Genomic DNA, 18,244 nt, shown 5'->3' with positions numbered 1-18,244 from the left:
TAATGTGGGAGATCTATTCCATCGGGGATTCGGCATTTTTAGAGCAGGTCTTGAACGCTGTCGCGATGATCACTGGTACAGGCGACTTTACTTCAATGGTTCGGATTGGCTTGCTCATTGGGGTATTGATGGTCTCTGTTCAGGCCTTAATGCAAGGTGGTCGTGGGATTAACTTTCAGCACGTTTTAGTCTCATGGCTAGTCTTTGCAACCATGTTTGGACCCAGTACCCGAGTGAGCATTGAGGATGCGTACACGGGGCAAGTTCGAGTGGTTGATAATGTGCCCATCGGTGTTGCTGCCGCAGGTAGTACGATTTCAACTGTTGGCTTTCAAATCACGCGATTGTTTGAAACGGCGTTCTCAACTCCCGCCATGACGGAATACGGCTTTGCATCCAGTTTACAGTCACTGATTAAAGTGAGAAAACAGGTGATGGATCGCTCTGGGTTGGGTGATGCAAATCGTGTCGGCGGCTCGGATATCGAGCAATCGTGGTTTAACTACATTAAAGAGTGCACCTTGATTGGTATCGACATTGGCCAAAAGAACCTCGATCAGGTGCTGAGTGATCCTAACCCGATGACTGCGATTAGGTTTGATTCGCGCATTTATGGCACGCGCATCATGCTCAGTGGTAGCAGTAGCGATCTGGACTGCACCGATGCCTATAGCCAACTGAAACTCATGACAGAATCAACCTTCATTCCGAGGCTTAAACAGGTTCTGTCAGCCTCATTGGGGACTTCGTCAGCCACTGACACTGATGACGTGATCCGAAATGCACTGAATAACCTTGGTTTGGCTTCGGTTAACACCCAAGAGTACATGACCGCGTCAGTGCTTTTGCCTATTTATGAGCAAAGCGTGACGGGCAAGTATATGGATGATCAAGCTTTCACCGCCGCCGTTATGGTTAACCAAGCGATTGAACAGCGCAATACACAATGGGCGGCGGAGCAGACTCTTTTCCAAAGTATCGTTCGTCCGATGATGACGTTTTTTGAGGGGTTCATTTACGCCATCACCCCATTGATGGCCTTTGTGATTGCCCTTGGCCAAATCGGGATGCGAATGGCCGGGAAGTACTTGTTAATCCTGCTTTGGATCCAACTTTGGATGCCTGTCATGGCCATCATTAACCTGTATATTCATTTAACCGTTGCAGGGAAAATGTCGGCGCTTGATGCCTTTGCAGGTACAGAAGTGCCATCTTTTGCCGGGATGATGCAAATGGATTCAGTGCTGCAAACCTGGATAGCTACTGGCGGCATGTTGGCGTCGAGTGTTCCAGCGATTTCGCTCATGCTCGTGTATGGCTCAGCAATAACCGCTACCCACTTGGCTGGGCGTCTTCAAAACGGTGATGCCATTGATGAAAAGCTGGCAAGTCCAGATGTCGCGAAAAATGCCCCGGTAATGCAATCACAGTCAATGTTCCAAAATTCAGCCCTCACTGGTTCTGCTATGACCGGCGCGTCAAACCTACTAAGCAGTTTCTCTGTCGGAAACGCAGTGGGTTCAATGGTCGGCTCTGCAAAAGAATCCATGACTCAGGCAACTCAAGCCTTTAGCCGTCAGGTTGGCAATACCATGAGCCGAACCTTTGGTGAAAAGCTAAGTTACGATAACCTTTCTTCGGTTGGACGTCAGATCGGCTCTTCTAACTCCGCATCTAGTGCCGTTGTTAATCAGGTTACTGATGACCTGCAAACTCGGTATGGTTTTGGAGACGATAAAAAAGATGCTGTACGTGGCTTGGTATCGGGCGTGCTATCGGGAGGCCTAAGGGTCGGTGGCGATGGAACTATTACTAATCCCGGTGAGAAAGAAGTTGCTGATAAGGGCTTTCTTGGAAGGCTTCTTGGTACTGGCGGCAATGATTCTCCACAGGGCAACTTGCCAGGAGTCGATAAGCCAGACTCATCTCGTGTACCAAAACTATCAAGGGTACGAGCAGGGGTGGATTTAGGTGGTAACTTTAGTGGCCAAGTTGAGTCGTCAGAAGGCAGTTCTCGATCTACGACCGCAAATACGCTCACTGGGGAGATGCAAAGCTTGGCATCGAGTGATTCACGACGTGCTGAGTATCGCGATGCAATGGTTAAGGACCTTTCAGACTCAAGACGTTCTGGCGTTGAGATGTCCTTGTCTAACCAAGACTATCAGTCACTTCAGAGTTCAGCACAAGACGTTGTCACGGCATCAAATCGCTTTAGTGAGCTTGATCAGGCCAGCTACAGTCTATCAGGACAAAGAAATACTGATGGTGCGACGTTAACCCGATTAGCGGCGGACAATCCTGAAGTCATGGATTATTTAGGTCGCTATATGAACCAGCATGTTGAAGCAGGTAACCGTTTACGTGAAAACCTTCCAATGTATCAGCGCTTGCTACCTGATGATAATCAGGCGTATGTAGCGGCAGCTATGGAGTCTTTAACCTATAGCAACTCTTCAACGCCCGCTGAACGCGACAATGATTATCAAGCTGCAATGACGGTTATGGCCATGGCTACCGGAGCCGATTTACGATCAATTCAGCCGCGCTCAAATGAAGGCTTGTCATCAACTGCACCTACTTTTGGTGGTACTCAAAGCCAAGTTGAATCGGGTGTATTGGGCGGCTACGAGGATGCAGCAACAGTTCAAACTCAGTTCAACGCAGCTCAATCGGCTTACCAAACCAATCTGTCTGGTATAGATGGACAGTTGAATGCGCATCAGCAGCAAGCCCAGCAGGCCGTAGCTTCTGACACAAGCACCTATCAATCTGGACTAAACAGTGAAGCTGGATCTCATTGGCGATCTCGCATTATGGCTGATGATAGCGGAGTCTCTGGTGCTGAAATGTTCTTCAACAGCGCCAGTGCTATTGGTGATTTCAGTGGCAAGCATACTGATGCAGCACTGCATACCTTGAATCACTTTGGCGAAGACTATGAGAGTTACAAAGAACAAGCGCTTGAAGATCCTGGCTCACGAGGTTTCTTGCACAATGCAACGGTGGCCAGCAAATCAACCTGGGATGGCTTAAAAGCCGCCGTTGATGCCGGAACCTCTTTGGAAAATCCATTGACGGCGTTTAATGATGCATACAGTGGATCGAGTTCGCAGTATGCCTCCGAAGTAAACTGGGGCACTAAGTCTGAAGCCATGTTGGCGGGGGCATTCGGTGCGGCAGTTAACAATCGATATGGTGAGTTCTTAGAACAGTATGCCGATGATTTTAAACAGGAAGCATACAGCGAAGGGCAGAGAATGGGATTGACCCCGATTCAAAGTCAAGTGTTCGCTCAAGCTTTCAATGAAGGTTTGGCGGGGCGCGTTTTCAACTCTGAAGACTCATCGAGTTGGTCGCCTGAAATGCTTGGCCTAAGGGAACAAATGCTAAATGAGTATCGTCAAAAGGATGAGAGTGGCTCTTACATCCCCGACAGTGTGTCCGAAGAAGATAAAGCATTTGTGGATAAGCAGATTGCAGTGATCTCAAATGCATCCCTTGCGGGAGATTATGCTCAGAACAACTTGATCGATATTAGGGCCTATAACCAAGCATCAGGAAGGAACTAAAAACAGAAGGTAGCCAGCTTGTGGTGGGCTGGCTATTTTTTTGGCTTTTTGGGATACCTAGGATAAAAGCCATCAAAAAACGAATGGAGCTTATACCAATACCATTTTTCTTCAATGCTCAAAGTTCTACCCGAATCTTTAATTTGGCTGCTCAAGAATCTAATTCCAGTACAAATAGCTAAGAAAAAGAGTCCCAAACCAACAATTGTCCAACTCGCTTGCCAATATGCGATTGCTACAAGCATAGTGATGATGGCTATAAGTCCGATAGGACTAGCAGTTGCTTTGAACCCCAAGTAGCTGAAAAAAACGATGGTGCAAATCAGAAATGGCAAAGCCGCTAACTTGGCAGATGCTGTTAATATTTCTGAGGGAAAAAAATGAGCCACAGCCAAAGTCGCCAGAAAAAGCCCCAGTGAAATAACCCAGCAGCGTGCTGGTAAAGATTTAAGTAAGTTTGTCATCTTAGTACTCTCAAAGTGCACGGGCGGTGCACAATCAAATCATGCATCAGCATGTTAGTTCTCAAAAAGTGCTCTAGTGGTTTGCTCGGCCATAATCTCGCACACAGGACATTTAAGCTGAATGCGCTGTTGAGATACCGTCAAATACAGACTGCCGCATCGACACCGGTGTAAGGATGCTAGCTGTGATCTTAAATCACGAGCTAGAACCCAACCTTCATTAATGGTTAGTTTTTTCCAGGGGATTTCAGCTGGAAGATCTGCTTCTTCCCTTGCAACCAAGTACGCATCGTAAGCCTTCATCAAAGCATCAATATTTAATTGCTTGTAGACATTATCACCACCAATATTGACGTAAAGCGCCATCAGCAGGGAGCCTTCAACTAAGGATCTTCTGCTTTTAACGATGGCATCTGATTCTGGCAATTGACCAGGACAAGGTGACTTGCCAGTCACTTCTTTGTGCAGCCTTCTGATAATGTGGATTGGCAAACCTGTATCGAGCGCGATAATGGTCGTTCGAAATCCGTACTTAATAAGCAGCGAGGCTCGGGTAAACAGCTCACTTTTGGATAGGTTATCAATCATGCATCCCCCTTGTTGTTTAGGGTTGATAATAAATAAGCGATTCTTGGGATACCTGTGCCTTTGCTCTTAACCATCTCAATCAGTTGGCTTTGGTTACCCCTTGGTTGAAACAGCATGAATGATGAGGTCGCCACTCGTTGCAGGTCGTCAACACCGGCATTAATCAGTGCATCCACCACGTCGCGTGTAAGTCCAAAGCGCAAGACCGCCTCTTGCGGATCAATTCGCGCTAATTCACGTGCTGCGTGTAGGTACGCCAAATTTAATTGATAGAAGTCTTGTTGATTGGTTGTCATTGACGGACCTCCAGTTCATGTAAAATATTGCGATAGATAGAAAGCACTCTTTGCCCATACCAGCGTGCACGATCTTCGTTCCAACTGTGATAGCGGCCTATGCCAAGCTCTAAATCGTTTGGTGAAGACTTGATTGCTTCGGCCAAAATACTGGAGCCGACAGTAAGGTTGGTGATGGGGTCTAGCAGTTCTGCTGCTGAGCTCACTCGATGCCCATGCCAATGCAAATTGATTTGCATAAGGCCAATATCGAGCTGGTATTTTTCACTCTCTTGAAGTGCCTGGTTTAACAGTTGCTCCGCTTCTGTCTTAGATTTGGCGTAGGTTGCGTTTGAACCATTGCGAATTGCGTATGGCCATGGACTGGTCATGTTAAGACCTCGATGTGAGGCCGACTCAGCCAAGGCAACGGCGTAGAGCATGACTGGATCAATACCAACACTTTGTGCTGCTTTTTCCCACTGATAGCCCGGAAACGCATAGACTGAAGTGCTTGCGGACATGGCTATCACTAGGGCAACGGTTTTTGCTTTAATCGTTTTCATTTTTGTCCTCTAATTGATTTCCGAGAAGCGCCTGAATGGCTTTCGGGCTTATTCTTTTCAAAGGCACTGCGCTAAAATTGGCGATGCCTCTCGTGTAAACTTGTGCCGCTTTTGACCAGTCACCCACGGTAACAGGCGCTTGCATATCAAATCCTTTTTGCTGGTTCTGATGGTCTGTAATACCCTGTAATAGCCTTGGGTATTCACCCACTTCGTCCCGCAGCAAGTAAGCCTGGTAGCGTGTTAAAAACTCTTTTTGCTTAAAGGGGTATTCCCTGTCATCAACTTTGCAGAGTTCAACCCATCCCCCCATGTCTGAAATCACGCGGTGGATAAGTGCATCGTCAAACATCACGGATGTCCAAGCGCCAACCTGACGAACAGCCTTGTCAACTTTGTTCCAAGCAACCATGGCTCTTGAACCCGAGTTGCCATCGATATGCTTGATGACGTCAGCGGGCTTTGGAAAAAATTGTCCAGTATCCGGTGATTGAATATGCCGAGTCAGACCGATTCGCACTTCTTCAATGCTATAAGCACGAAGGGCTTCAAATGCGATGGATAGCAATTGCGGTGATACGCTTTTGCCATACATGGCCCAAGCGGCTCCCCAAACCTCAGCAAACTCGCGTTTATCAACCTCCTGCACTTGAACGAACCTCCCGAATACCTGGTCCGGCCCAACTTTCAGCGATGCGACGATTGCTTTCTTCAATATTCAACTGGTGATTGCTGCTTTTTAGGCTCGTCGGTGTTTGCTGTGTTTCATCGATGCGAACGTACTCGTCTTCCCATTGCCGGTTTAAAAGCCAGTTATGTGGCATAGGGGTCTTAGTCCGATCTTGATACTGCAATCGGTTGTCACGTTGCTCTTTCCAGCGTGTTAGCACTTCCAAGGCGAGTTCATGGTCTTCATTGAGGCCCATGCGTAGCCATTCTTCTTTGGCTTTCGCTTTCTTTTCTTTGCGTATTTGTACATCCCAGAAGTCTTCAAACTGTATGTAGTCAACAGTTTTAACTGTTGATTTATTGCTTCTCTCAGAGTCATCCGACCGTTGAGAGTCCCTTACCGGGTTGCCATCAGGCATAAACAATGATGAAAATTCTTCTGGTAGCCGAGCTTGAAAAGCGGCAAGAGATTTCAAAAGCGATGCCATACCAACGAAGTCGGCAGGTACATCTTTAAACAACCGAAAGGCTGCCTTACCTTGGTTTGGGTTTTCGATTGGGTTGTGCTTCAGAAAGCTCCGAATCAAAGTCCAACCGGATTCCTCGCAACGAATGAGGAACTGATCTTGTTCTAACTCATTTAGAGCCTTGGCAACCTGTTGCTCATCCCAGTTCAAGTCAGAAGCAACGTAACCAATCGGCAATCTAAAGCAGCCAAGCAAATTACAATGTGGGCATGTAAGCAAATACAGTCCTAGCAACTTCGCTGAGTCACTCCAGGACAAAACGTTTTGCTTTAGCCAAAAGCGGGTATAGACCTTGCCATAGTCACGCATGGAGGAACTCGCTTTTGTGTTTACATAAAATGCTGACCATTATTTGCCCTTAATCCTACTGGTTACTGGCTTTCAGCTCGCTTGGGCATTCGGGATAGATGTCCGGTCTTAACTGAGATCGGGTTACCTGTCCTTGCGTAGCTTGTTCGATGGGTAAAACGAATTCAGCGGGAACACGCCCTGATTTATTCAACCAAAACCAGACGTTTTGCTGTTTTGAGTTGATGGCTCGCGCTAATGCTGATTGCCCGCCGACCAAGTCAATGGCACGGCGGAGATGTTTTTGTGTCGTGTTGAACACTTCCATACCGTCTCCTGTTACAATAATAACTGTTACAAGATTGAATGTTACAGTTTAAACTGTAGCTAAGTCAACAGTTAAAATTGTTGAAAGGCTACAGTTTTATTTGTAGAATACGGGCTTATGAAAACTTTATCCGAACGACTAAACCATGCCTTGCAGCTTACTGGGGTGACTCAGTCTGAGTTGGCTCGTCGCATTGGTATCAAACAGCAGTCGATCAGCCAGATTTGCTCTGGTAAATCGGCTAGGTCTCGTTACACCATGCAGATCGCGGAGGCGCTTCGCGTGAATGCTCATTGGCTCGCCACAGGTGATGGCGAGATTGGCTTGGGGGTCGGTAATGTAGAAGTCGGGCCTGATATTAAGGGAAGAATTCCTCTCATTAACTGGGTTCAGGCCGGTGATTGGACTGAAATAGCGGAGGGATTTGCCCATGAAGATGCTGAGGAGTGGCGTGAAGTCACTGGGAAAGCACATGAGGGTTGTTTCGCACTTCGCGTAAAAGGCGACAGTATGGAAAATCCAAGCGGAAAAAAATCCATACCTGAGGGGGCAGTGATCGTTGTTGATCCTGAGTTACCTTACTCTTCAGGTTCATTGGTTGTTGCGCGTTTGGATGATTCGAAAGAAGCAACCTTTAAGCAGTTGGTTATTGATGGTGAACAGAAGTATCTAAAACCTTTGAACCCGCAATACCCTGCAATACCGATCAACGGCAATTGCACCATCATCGGTGTAGTACGACAAGCTATCATCGATTTCTGGTAGCGAAGGAATTTGTGGTTTAGCCACAGTTGTTCATTAGCTGAAGAAGCAACGATTGCAAACAGCTACAACTGAGCATTGGTGCACGCTGAGAGTAAATGGTAACCGATTAGATAACCATTGATTGTTTATAAAGTCAAGATCAGCGAAAATAGCGGCCAATTACGATTAACACGACGGATTTGACAAGCGAAGAACTGAAAAGAGAGTACTTCCAAAAGTGTGTACAAATCCGTGTACAAACTAAAAGAATTTATACATGGCAAACCAAGATTTTCTTAATGAAATCAATAAGCGAAGGACCTTTGCTATCATCTCTCACCCCGATGCGGGTAAAACCACAATAACCGAAAAAGTGTTATTGTTTGGGCACGCTATTCAACGTGCTGGTACGGTAAAAGGCCGTGGCTCTAACCAACACGCTAAATCTGACTGGATGGAAATGGAAAAGCAGCGTGGTATTTCGATTACCACCTCTGTTATGCAGTTTCCTTATAATGATTGTCTTGTTAACTTATTGGATACCCCAGGTCACGAAGACTTCTCTGAAGATACTTATCGTACATTAACGGCAGTTGACTGCTGCTTGATGGTCATTGACTCGGGTAAAGGGGTTGAAGACCGGACACGTAAACTGATGGAAGTCACTCGTCTACGTGACACTCCAATCTTAACTTTCATGAATAAGTTGGACCGTGATATTCGTGACCCAATGGAATTAATGGATGAAGTGGAAAATGAGCTGAAAATTGCTTGTTGTCCAATCACATGGCCTATTGGTTGTGGTAAATTATTCAAGGGTGTTTATCATTTATTACGTGATGAAACAATCCTATACCAAACAGGCCAAGGTCACACTATTCAAGAAGTCCGTATAATTAAAGGGCTGAATAACCCAGATCTTGATGCTGCCGTAGGTGATGAATTAGCGGCACAGTTACGTGATGAGCTGGAATTGGTTCAAGGGGCATCTCATGAATTTGACCATGACGCATTCTTGCAGGGTGAATTAACCCCTGTCTTTTTCGGAACAGCGTTAGGTAACTTTGGTGTTGACCATATGCTAGATGGCCTAGTGGAATGGGCTCCTCAGCCACAACCGCGCCAAACAGATTTACGCCAAGTTAATGCGACAGAAGAAAAGTTCACTGGTTTCGTATTTAAAATCCAAGCAAATATGGACCCGAAACACCGTGACCGTGTTGCGTTTATGCGTATAGTTTCAGGTACTTATGAAAAAGGCATGAAACTACGCCAAGTGCGCATCAAAAAAGATGTGGTCATTTCTGATGCTTTAACCTTTATGGCGGGGGATCGCTCTCAGGTCGAAAACGCCTATGCAGGGGACATCATTGGGTTACATAACCATGGTACGATTCAAATCGGTGATACCTTCACACAAGGTGAAGAGCTCAAATTTACGGGTATTCCTAACTTTGCCCCTGAATTATTCCGCCGTATTCGCTTACGTGATCCGCTAAAACAAAAACAACTGTTAAAAGGCCTCGTTCAGTTATCTGAAGAGGGTGCAGTACAGGTGTTCCGCCCGTTAACTAACAATGATTTAATTGTTGGTGCGGTAGGTGTGCTGCAGTTTGACGTGGTGGTTTCGCGTTTGAAAAGCGAATATAACGTTGAAGCTATTTATGAAGCCGTTAACGTTTCTACTGCGCGTTGGGTTGAGTGTGATGATGCGAAGAAATTCGAAGAGTTTAAACGCAAAAATGAGCAAAACTTAGCCCTTGATGGTGGCGACAACTTGTCTTATATCGCACCGACTATGGTGAATTTGAACCTGACTAGTGAACGTTACCCTGACGTTAAATTCCGCAAAACACGCGAACACTAATTGTGTTTATGACCCACGACTAACATAGTTAGTGGGTCATCTTATTTCGAACTTCATTTAAAGCAACTTTCCCTGTTTTTTTATGCTTATCATCAAGAATATTCTGTCTTTATCACCTTTCTCTTTATTTTTTATGTTTTTTTACTTAGGCTATATTATTCGTTGTCCATTGCAGTGAAAGGAAGGTTTTTATGAAAAAAGCAAAACTATTGAGTTTGTTAGGAGTTATTGGGTTGAGCTGGGCGCTCGCGGCTTGTAGCTCATCATCAGATAGCGCTTTGAAAAAACAAGCCTCAGAAACCTGGGACAGTGCATCTAAGACCGTTGAAATGGCAGGTAAAGATACTGGGAATGCCATTTCGAGTGGCGCTAAAAACACCGGTGACTACATTGATGACTCCGCGATTACGGCGGATGTAAAAGGAAAATTACTGGGTACGAAAGGTATTTCGAGTAACAGCGTATCAGTAAAAACAGTCAATGGTGTTGTTTACTTATCAGGCTTTGTTAAATCAGCCGATCAAATTGATAAAATTACCCAAGTGGCATCGCAAGTCAATGGGGTAAAATCAGTACAAAATGGTTTAGTCATCGCTAACTAATCAGTAAATAAATGTCTCAATAGCTCATATTGCTGAATATTTATTGTACAATGCGGATAGAATGGGCTTTCAAAGGGAAGCTCATTCTGTTTTTGAGCTATTTAATGTGAACTTCTGTCATTCAGAGGCATTATGGGAAAACACGTTTCAGTTACACTCGGCACGATTGAGCCGCTTGCATTCTTTGATAATATCAACTCGGGAAAAACTGCCCTGATTTGTGAAGGTGGCGGTCAACGAGGAATTTTTACTGCGGGTGTACTGGATGAGTTTCTTATCTCTGATTTCAACCCTTTTGACCTGATGATAGGCACTTCAGCTGGGGCTCAAAATCTTTCTGCGTATATTTGTGGGCAAGCAGGTTATGCACGCCGTGTGATCACGCGTTATACGACTAATTCGGCATTTTTCAATCCACTGCGCTTTATCCGCGGCGGTCATCTGATTGATTTAGATTGGCTCGTCGACACCACAGCAAAAGAATTCCCATTACGTATACAAGCAGGGCTCGATTTATTAAATTCAGGCCGTGAATTCTATATGGGAGCAAGCCGCAGTGATGATTTTTCCGCTGCTTTTCTAAAGCCTGACGCAGACAACTGGCTCGATATTATTCGTGCATCCAGCGCTATTCCGGGCTTTTATCGTGAAGGTGTCGAATTTGATGGCACGCTTTACCAAGATGGTGGCATTAGTGCTGCTATCCCAGTTGAAGAGGCATACCGCCGCGGTGCAGAGACTATTGTGGTGATCCGTACCGTTCCTTCCCAAATGTATTTTACCCCTGAATGGGTGAAAAGAATGACTCGGTGGCTGGAAGGGGATAAAAATGGCCTACAACGTATGGCCGCGATGCTAAAAGTTCATCTGAAAAGCTACCGTAGAACACAAGAATTTATTGAAAACCCACCAAAAGATGTACAGGTCTTTGAGATTTATCCACCTGTTCCACTGAAAAGTAGTGCGCTGGGTAGTAAGGTATCTTCGCTTAATCAAGATTACCATACGGGGCGCCGGTGTGGTCGCTATTTTATTGCAGCACTGGGTGATGCCTTTGACCACAACACAAATCGCTTTAGCCATACTTTGGCACAGAAAATTGAGTCTAACCCATTAGATATTCAGCTTGAGCCACAAGTACCGAATGAGCTCATTCCTGAATTGGCGGCGGAGCCTGTTACCTCAATGCCTTTGGCCGCAATATCCGCAAATGAAAATCGTGATGGCTAAACGTCAATTTATTGATACTCATTGTCATTTTGATTTCCCACCTTTTAGTGATTCCTTCACTGAAAGTTTGCAGCTTGCTCAACAAAGCGGGGTGAGTGATATTATCATTCCTACAGTGAGTATGGATAATTTTGCACGAGTTTGGCAACTGGCACAGCAGTACCCGCAGTTGCATGCCGCTATGGGGTTTCATCCGTTATATTTGAGTCAGTTTCAAGAGCAACATATTGATATATTGACTGATTATCTAGCTAAAAAGAATAAAAAGTGTGTGGCGATAGGGGAGATTGGGCTTGACCTCTATATGCAAAACCCGCAATTTGAGCACCAGCAAGTGCTGTTGTCCGCACAATTAAAGTTAGCGAAACAGTTTGATTTACCAGTTATTTTACATTCACGTAAAAGCCATGACCCATTAGCTGCGATGCTACGTCGTTTTGATGTCCCAGCTCGTGGCGTTGTGCATGGTTTTGCCGGCAGTCTATCTCAAGCCCAAGCCTTTGTTAAACTTGGCTATTATATTGGTGTTGGTGGCACAATTACTTATGACAGGGCGAATAAAACTCGCCATGTGATGTCGCAACTCCCTTTGACTTCATTATTATTCGAAACGGATGCCCCTGATATGCCAGTTTCAGGTTTTCAAGGCGAACCAAATCGTCCTGAACGTATTGAGTGGGTTTTTCGTTCATTATGTGAGCTTCGCCACGAATCCCCTGCAGAAATAGCCCAACAACTTTACAACAATAGTTTGTCGTTATTTAATCTCACCAAGTAAAATCGCATACAGAATCATAAATAATATTTATATAATTTCACTAATTGGCTATTAAAATCTATTTAGTTTTTATTGTGCTTAATTGGGACTTTAGTGCCTTTACAGATTAAACTGAATAGTTTTTGTGACTTTTATCACATTATGTGAATTTTTGTTGTTTATTGCAGTATGTATTTGTGATGAGTATTGCGGGTTATTGGTGATGACTAGGTATAATCATCAAATTAAGAGTCAAGGTGACTTACACGTTTCCTTATATATCAACCTAAAATAAAGTGAACAGGGATCCTTCCATGCAGCTCATTATGAGTATTATCGGAATGGCGGTACTTATCGCGATAGCTATTCTATTTTCCAGCAATCGCCGAGCAATTAGACTACGCACAGTTGGCGGCGCATTTTTAATTCAATTAGCCATTGGTGCATTTGTTCTTTATGTTCCAGCGGGGCGTAGTGTGCTCCAAGGGATGTCTGACGCGGTTTCTAAAGTTATTGGATATGGTCAAGATGGGATGAGCTTCATCTTTGGCGGCCTTGTTTCCGATAAAATGTTTGAACTGTTTGGTGGCGGTGGCTTTATTTTCGCTTTCCGCGTTTTACCAATTATTGTTTTCTTCTCATCGTTAATTGCTGTCCTTTATTATTTAGGGATCATGCAGTTAGTGATTAAAGTTCTTGGTGGTGGTCTGCAAAAAATATTGGGAACCTCAAGAACAGAATCGTTATCTGCAACAGCAAATATTTTTGTTGGGCAAACGGAAGCACCATTGGTTGTTCGCCCTTATATTGCAACAATGACGACATCAGAGCTGTTTGCCATTATGTGTGGTGGTTTAGCTTCTGTAGCGGGTTCAGTTTTGGCCGGCTACGCCCAAATGGGTGTACCAATGGAATACCTGATTGCTGCCTCCTTTATGGCCGCTCCAGGTGGTTTATTATTCGCCAAACTGATGGTTCCAGAAACAGAAGATGTAAAAGATAGGGTTGATGCGACAGATTTAGTCGCTGAAGATGAACGCCCTGCCAATATCATTGATGCGGCCGCTTCTGGGGCATCATCAGGGATGCAACTGGCGCTGAACGTAGGGGCAATGTTATTGGCCTTTATCGCTTTGATTGCATTGATCAATGGCATCTTAGGTGGTATTGGTGGCTGGTTTGATTACCCACAATTATCACTGGAATTATTATTAGGTTGGTTATTCGCTCCGATTGCCTTCTTAATTGGTGTGCCGTGGAGTGAAGCGACAATTGCCGGTTCTTTTATCGGCCAAAAAGTTGTTGTGAATGAGTTTGTCGCATTCATGAACTTCGGTGAATACATGAAAGCGGATGCTGAAGTGCTGGCGGCAGGCAAACAAGTGCTTTCCGACCATACTAAAGCAATTATTTCGTTTGCATTATGTGGTTTTGCTAACCTTTCATCCGTCGCTATCTTACTCGGTGGTTTAGGCGGAATGGCGCCAAATCGCCGTGGTGATGTCGCTCGTTTAGGTATGAAAGCGGTTATGGCTGGTACCCTGTCTAACTTAATGAGTGCAACCATTGCTGGCTTTTTCTTGACGTTAGGCGCAGCAGCCGTAATTTAATTTATATTTGCTATCAGCTAATCCAATTAAACGGAAGGGGATTAATCCTTCCGTTTTCATTTTGATTCGTTATATTCTTTTATGACTTTTTATATTAATCGTAAATTTTCAACTATTCTTAACTTAGTCAATTAATGATAAAGAAAATATTGAAAAAGCCATTTGAGAGAAGAATTGATGGCGATAGATGGTATAATTTGATCTATATCACATTTATTATTTTAATAATGTAACATTCAGTCGATTAATGTGATTTGTAGCACATAAAATGGCATCATTCCATGGTCAAATAGGCATTAGTAAGCTGCTATGGAACTGCTAGTTCTCAGAGTCTAGGACTCTAGGGCATGATGCGGTGAGAAGGATCTCAGCTGCTCAGTTCGGAAAGAATCCGACTAGCATCTTTAAGGAACCAAGCCCGCTCGCCAACAAAGAACGTGTCGTTCTGAAGAATTAACAACGTTGGAGAGTTATATGACTGATTTAAAAGCGGCCGCACAACGCGCGCTGTCACTTATGGATTTAACCACTTTAAATGATGACGATACTGATGCAAAAGTCATCGCACTGTGTCATCAGGCGAAAAGCCCAGCAGGCAATACCGCTGCAATCTGTATTTACCCTCGTTTTATTCCCATTGCACGTAAAACATTACGTGAGCAAGGCACTCCAGATGTGCATATTGCAACGGTTACGAATTTCCCACACGGTAACGATGATATTGATATCGCATTAGCTGAAACCAAAGCAGCGATTGCTTACGGTGCGGATGAAGTTGATGTTGTTTTCCCTTATCGTGCGCTGATTGCGGGTAATGAACAAATTGGTTTTGATTTAGTGAAAGCCTGTAAAGACGCTTGTGCGGCTGCGAATGTGTTGCTGAAAGTAATCATTGAGACAGGTGAGTTAAAAGATGCAGCACTAATCCGTAAGGCTTCTGAAATTTCAATTAAAGCGGGCGCTGATTTTATTAAAACCTCGACAGGTAAAGTACCTGTTAATGCAACATTAGAAAGTGCGGAAATCATGATGCAAGTCATCCGTGATATGGGCGTTGAAAAAACAGTCGGCTTTAAACCTGCTGGTGGTGTACGTACCGCAGAAGAAGCAGCAGAATACTTAGCGTTAGCGGGACGAATTTTAGGTGACAATTGGGCAGATAGCCGCCACTTCCGTTTTGGTGCTTCTAGCCTATTAGCAAATTTATTAAATACGCTAGGTTTTGACGTTAAAAAATCAAGCAGCAGTTATTAATTTTCGCAATATTGTTAGCCGATAAATTCGACTTTAAAGGAGAATATTGTGTTTCTGGCACAAGAAATTATCCGTAAAAAACGTGATGGTAAGCCATTAAGCGAAGAAGAAATTCGTTTCTTTATCAATGGTGTTCGCGATAACTCAGTTTCAGAAGGTCAAATTGCTGCATTGGCAATGACTATCTATTTTAATGATATGACCATGCCTGAGCGCGTTGCATTAACGTTAGCAATGCGTGATTCAGGAACCGTTCTGAACTGGAAATCACTCAACCTCAATGGCCCATTAGTTGATAAACACTCAACTGGCGGCGTGGGTGATGTGACTTCACTGATGCTTGGCCCTATGGTCGCTGCTTGTGGCGGTTATGTACCGATGATCTCAGGCCGTGGTTTAGGCCACACTGGTGGAACACTAGACAAGCTTGAAGCGATCCCTAATTTCGATATCTTCCCGGATGACGTTCGTTTCCGTGACATTATCAAAGATGTCGGGGTGGCAATTATTGGGCAAACTAATTCATTAGCACCTGCTGATAAACGTTTCTATGCGACCCGTGATATTACAGCGACAGTGGATTCAATTCCGCTAATTACCGCTTCAATCTTAGGTAAAAAATTGGCTGAAGGCCTTGATGCTCTGGTGATGGACGTTAAGGTCGGCTCAGGCGCATTTATGCCAACTTATGAGAAGTCAGAAGAGTTGGCTGAGTCAATTGTGAAGGTCGCTAATGGGGCGGGTTGTAAAACTACGGCATTATTGACTGACATGAATGAAGTGCTAGCTTCCAGCGCAGGTAACGCAGTTGAAGTTCGTGAAGCGGTTCAATTCTTAACGGGTGAATACCGTAACCCACGTCTTTATGAAGTCACCATGGCGTTATGTGTAGAAATGCTGGTATCTGGTTCATTAGCAGCAAACCGCGAAGAAGCACGCCAAAAATTACAGGCAGTATTAGACAATGGTAAAGCGGCAGAAGTGTTTGGCCGTATGGTTGCAGCTCAAAAAGGGCCTGCTGATTTTGTTGAAAATTACAACAAATACTTGCCGACTGCGGTACTGAGCAAAGCTGTTTATGCACCAAAAGATGGCATTATCACGCAAATGGATACACGTGCGCTAGGAATGTCCGTAGTGACGTTAGGCGGTGGTCGCCGTAAAGCGACAGACCCAATTGATTATAGCGTTGGTTTGAGTGATATCGCTGCGTTAGGCGCCAAAGTGGATACCCAAACGCCACTGGCAATTATCCATGCAAATAGTGAAAAAGCGTGGGAAGAAGCGGCGAAAGAAGTGCGTGAAGCGATGGTGATTGGAGACAAATCTCCTGAAACAACACCAATGGTTTATCGCCAAATCAGCGAGTAATACAAATAGATTTTAGTGGTATATCGTTTTAAAAATACCGCAGGAGAAAAATATGAAACGCACATTTATTATGGTTTTGGATTCCTTTGGGATCGGTGCAGCACATGATGCACATAAATTTGGTGATGAGGGTTCCAATACATTGGGTCACATCGCAGATGCTTGCGCCCGTGGCGAAGCGGATATTGGTCGTAAAGGGCCTCTGCATTTACCTAATTTAACAAAATTAGGTTTAGGTAAAGCAGGAGAAGAATCAAGCGGTTCATTCCCTGCAGGTCTTGACCCTAATGCAGAAATTATTGGCGCATACGGCTATGCGAGCGAAATTTCTTCGGGTAAAGATACGCCTTCAGGCCACTGGGAAATTGCGGGTGTACCTGTGCTATTCGATTGGGGCTATTTCTCTGATGAAGAAAACAGCTTCCCGCAAGAACTGCTGGATACTTTAGTCGAAAAAGCAAACTTGCCGGGCTATTTAGGTAACTGCCATTCATCCGGTACAGTTATCCTCGATCAACTGGGTGAAGAGCACATGAAAACAGGGAAACCTATTTTCTATACCTCTGCTGACTCAGTATTCCAAATTGCGTGTCACGAAGAAACTTACGGCTTAGATAAACTGTATGAGCTGTGTGAAATTGCGCGTGAAGAGTTAACCAAAGGTGGTTATAACATTGGCCGTGTTATCGCGCGTCCATTTGTTGGCGACAAAGCGGGTAACTTCACACGTACAGGTAACCGTCATGACTTAGCGGTAGAGCCACCAGCACCAACCGTATTGAAAAAATTAGTTGATGAAAAACAAGGTGAAGTTGTTTCTATCGGTAAAATTGCGGATATTTACGCTCATGTCGGTATCACCAAGAAAATTAAAGCTACCGGTATCGATGCGCTATTCGATGCAACGGTAGAAGAAATGAAACTGGCAGGTGACAACACCATCGTTTTCACTAACTTTGTGGACTTTGACTCTGCATACGGCCACCGCCGTGATGTGGCCGGTTATGCTGCGGCATTAGAATTATTTGACCGCCGTTTACCTGAACTAATGAAATTAGTTAAAGAAGACGACATCCTAATTTTAACGGCAGACCACGGTTGTGACCCAACCTGGCCAGGTACAGATCATACCCGTGAGCACATCCCAGTGTTGATTTATGGTCCAAAAGTGAAACCAGGTTCATTAGGTCACCGTGAAACTTTCGCTGATATTGGCCAGACAGTCGCGAAATACTTTGACTTGTCGCCGATGGATTATGGTAAACCAATGCTCTAACACCCATTACCCGTCATACTTTGAGCTGTAGCGGTGTTGGCTGCATAAAATCCCCCTAATCACATACTAATGTATGCTCATAGGGATGATTTTCTTTGCCGCCTAGCTACAACTCAAATTATTTAGGGTAATGGCGGGGAATAAAAGGTAATGGGCAAGGCTTTGTCGTCATACTTTGGGCTGTAGCGGTGTTGGCTGCATAAAATCCCCCTAATCACATACTAATGTATGCTCATAGGGATGATTTTCTTTGCCG

17 protein-coding genes are annotated in these 18,244 nt (G+C 44.6%); 10 read left to right on the top strand and 7 right to left on the bottom strand.

All coding sequences use genetic code 11. The features are described from left to right. Positions 1-2: 2 nt before the first annotated feature. Positions 3-3,572, top strand: coding sequence for a conjugal transfer protein TraG N-terminal domain-containing protein (locus SJ312_RS11120; protein ID WP_319867682.1), 3,570 nt, complete (start codon positions 3-5; stop codon positions 3,570-3,572). 32 nt (positions 3,573-3,604) lie between these two features. On the opposite strand, the gene eexS is transcribed toward SJ312_RS11120, so the two are convergent. The 7 genes from eexS to SJ312_RS11085 are packed head-to-tail and all read right to left on the bottom strand — an operon-like array spanning position 3,605 to position 7,277. Beyond that, entirely contained in the window at positions 3,605-4,036 is a 432-nt protein-coding gene (eexS, locus tag SJ312_RS11115) for an entry exclusion protein EexS (RefSeq protein WP_319867681.1), read from the bottom strand. Between the two features lie 54 nt (positions 4,037-4,090). After that, positions 4,091-4,624, bottom strand: coding sequence for a FlhC family transcriptional regulator (locus tag SJ312_RS11110; RefSeq protein WP_319867679.1), 534 nt, complete (start codon positions 4,622-4,624; stop codon positions 4,091-4,093). After that, positions 4,621-4,920 (bottom strand): flagellar transcriptional regulator FlhD, encoded by a 300-nt coding sequence (locus SJ312_RS11105; RefSeq protein WP_000210563.1) that lies wholly within the window; start codon positions 4,918-4,920, stop codon positions 4,621-4,623. Before SJ312_RS11105 ends, SJ312_RS11110 begins: the two co-directional genes overlap by 4 nt. Beyond that, positions 4,917-5,465 (bottom strand): lytic transglycosylase domain-containing protein, encoded by a 549-nt coding sequence (locus SJ312_RS11100; protein ID WP_078460331.1) that lies wholly within the window; start codon positions 5,463-5,465, stop codon positions 4,917-4,919. The genes SJ312_RS11105 and SJ312_RS11100 overlap by 4 nt, the downstream gene beginning before the upstream one ends. After that, a complete protein-coding gene (locus tag SJ312_RS11095) occupies positions 5,452-6,114 on the bottom strand; it encodes a DUF6475 domain-containing protein (protein ID WP_319867677.1) in 663 nt (220 codons plus the stop codon). The genes SJ312_RS11100 and SJ312_RS11095 overlap by 14 nt, the downstream gene beginning before the upstream one ends. Beyond that, positions 6,101-6,970: a hypothetical protein gene (locus SJ312_RS11090; RefSeq protein ID WP_319867675.1), complete on the bottom strand. Its 870-nt coding sequence runs from the start codon at positions 6,968-6,970 to the stop codon at positions 6,101-6,103. Before SJ312_RS11090 ends, SJ312_RS11095 begins: the two co-directional genes overlap by 14 nt. 55 nt (positions 6,971-7,025) lie before the next feature. Beyond that, positions 7,026-7,277, bottom strand: a complete 252-nt coding sequence (locus tag SJ312_RS11085) for a helix-turn-helix domain-containing protein (protein ID WP_000451746.1) — start codon at positions 7,275-7,277, stop codon at positions 7,026-7,028. Positions 7,278-7,394: 117 nt separating this feature from the next. Here SJ312_RS11085 and SJ312_RS11080 point away from each other — a divergent pair, with 117 nt between their 5' ends. From SJ312_RS11080 to deoB, 9 genes are all read left to right on the top strand, one after another. After that, entirely contained in the window at positions 7,395-8,042 is a 648-nt protein-coding gene (locus SJ312_RS11080) for a LexA family protein (protein ID WP_000854920.1), read from the top strand. Positions 8,043-8,298: 256 nt separating this feature from the next. After that, positions 8,299-9,888, top strand: coding sequence for a peptide chain release factor 3 (gene prfC, locus SJ312_RS11075; RefSeq protein WP_112307954.1), 1,590 nt, complete (start codon positions 8,299-8,301; stop codon positions 9,886-9,888). Positions 9,889-10,079: 191 nt separating this feature from the next. Then, positions 10,080-10,490, top strand: coding sequence for a BON domain-containing protein (locus SJ312_RS11070; protein ID WP_004905738.1), 411 nt, complete (start codon positions 10,080-10,082; stop codon positions 10,488-10,490). A 132-nt stretch (positions 10,491-10,622) separates the two neighbouring features. Next, positions 10,623-11,720 (top strand): patatin family protein, encoded by a 1,098-nt coding sequence (locus SJ312_RS11065; protein ID WP_004905737.1) that lies wholly within the window; start codon positions 10,623-10,625, stop codon positions 11,718-11,720. Beyond that, entirely contained in the window at positions 11,713-12,498 is a 786-nt protein-coding gene (locus SJ312_RS11060) for a TatD family hydrolase (RefSeq protein ID WP_319867672.1), read from the top strand. Before SJ312_RS11065 ends, SJ312_RS11060 begins: the two co-directional genes overlap by 8 nt. A gap of 305 nt (positions 12,499-12,803) precedes the next feature. Then, complete coding sequence (locus tag SJ312_RS11055) at positions 12,804-14,087, top strand: NupC/NupG family nucleoside CNT transporter (RefSeq protein WP_172767538.1); 1,284 nt, start codon at positions 12,804-12,806, stop codon at positions 14,085-14,087. A gap of 474 nt (positions 14,088-14,561) precedes the next feature. Then, positions 14,562-15,341, top strand: a complete 780-nt coding sequence (deoC, locus tag SJ312_RS11050; RefSeq protein ID WP_165879960.1) for a deoxyribose-phosphate aldolase — start codon at positions 14,562-14,564, stop codon at positions 15,339-15,341. 48 nt (positions 15,342-15,389) lie between these two features. After that, on the top strand, positions 15,390-16,712 hold the full coding sequence (deoA, locus tag SJ312_RS11045; protein ID WP_004905729.1) for a thymidine phosphorylase: 1,323 nt from the start codon (positions 15,390-15,392) through the stop codon (positions 16,710-16,712). A 52-nt stretch (positions 16,713-16,764) separates the two neighbouring features. Beyond that, entirely contained in the window at positions 16,765-17,988 is a 1,224-nt protein-coding gene (gene deoB / locus SJ312_RS11040; protein WP_004905728.1) for a phosphopentomutase, read from the top strand. Positions 17,989-18,244: the final 256 nt, after the last annotated feature.

It is taken from the genome of Providencia sp. CIM-Carb-044 (assembly GCF_033901115.1).
Classification (GTDB): Bacteria; Pseudomonadota; Gammaproteobacteria; order Enterobacterales; family Enterobacteriaceae; genus Providencia; species Providencia hangzhouensis.
Note: the sequence above shows the minus strand (reverse complement) of the source record. Positions and strands in the feature narration are given on the sequence as shown.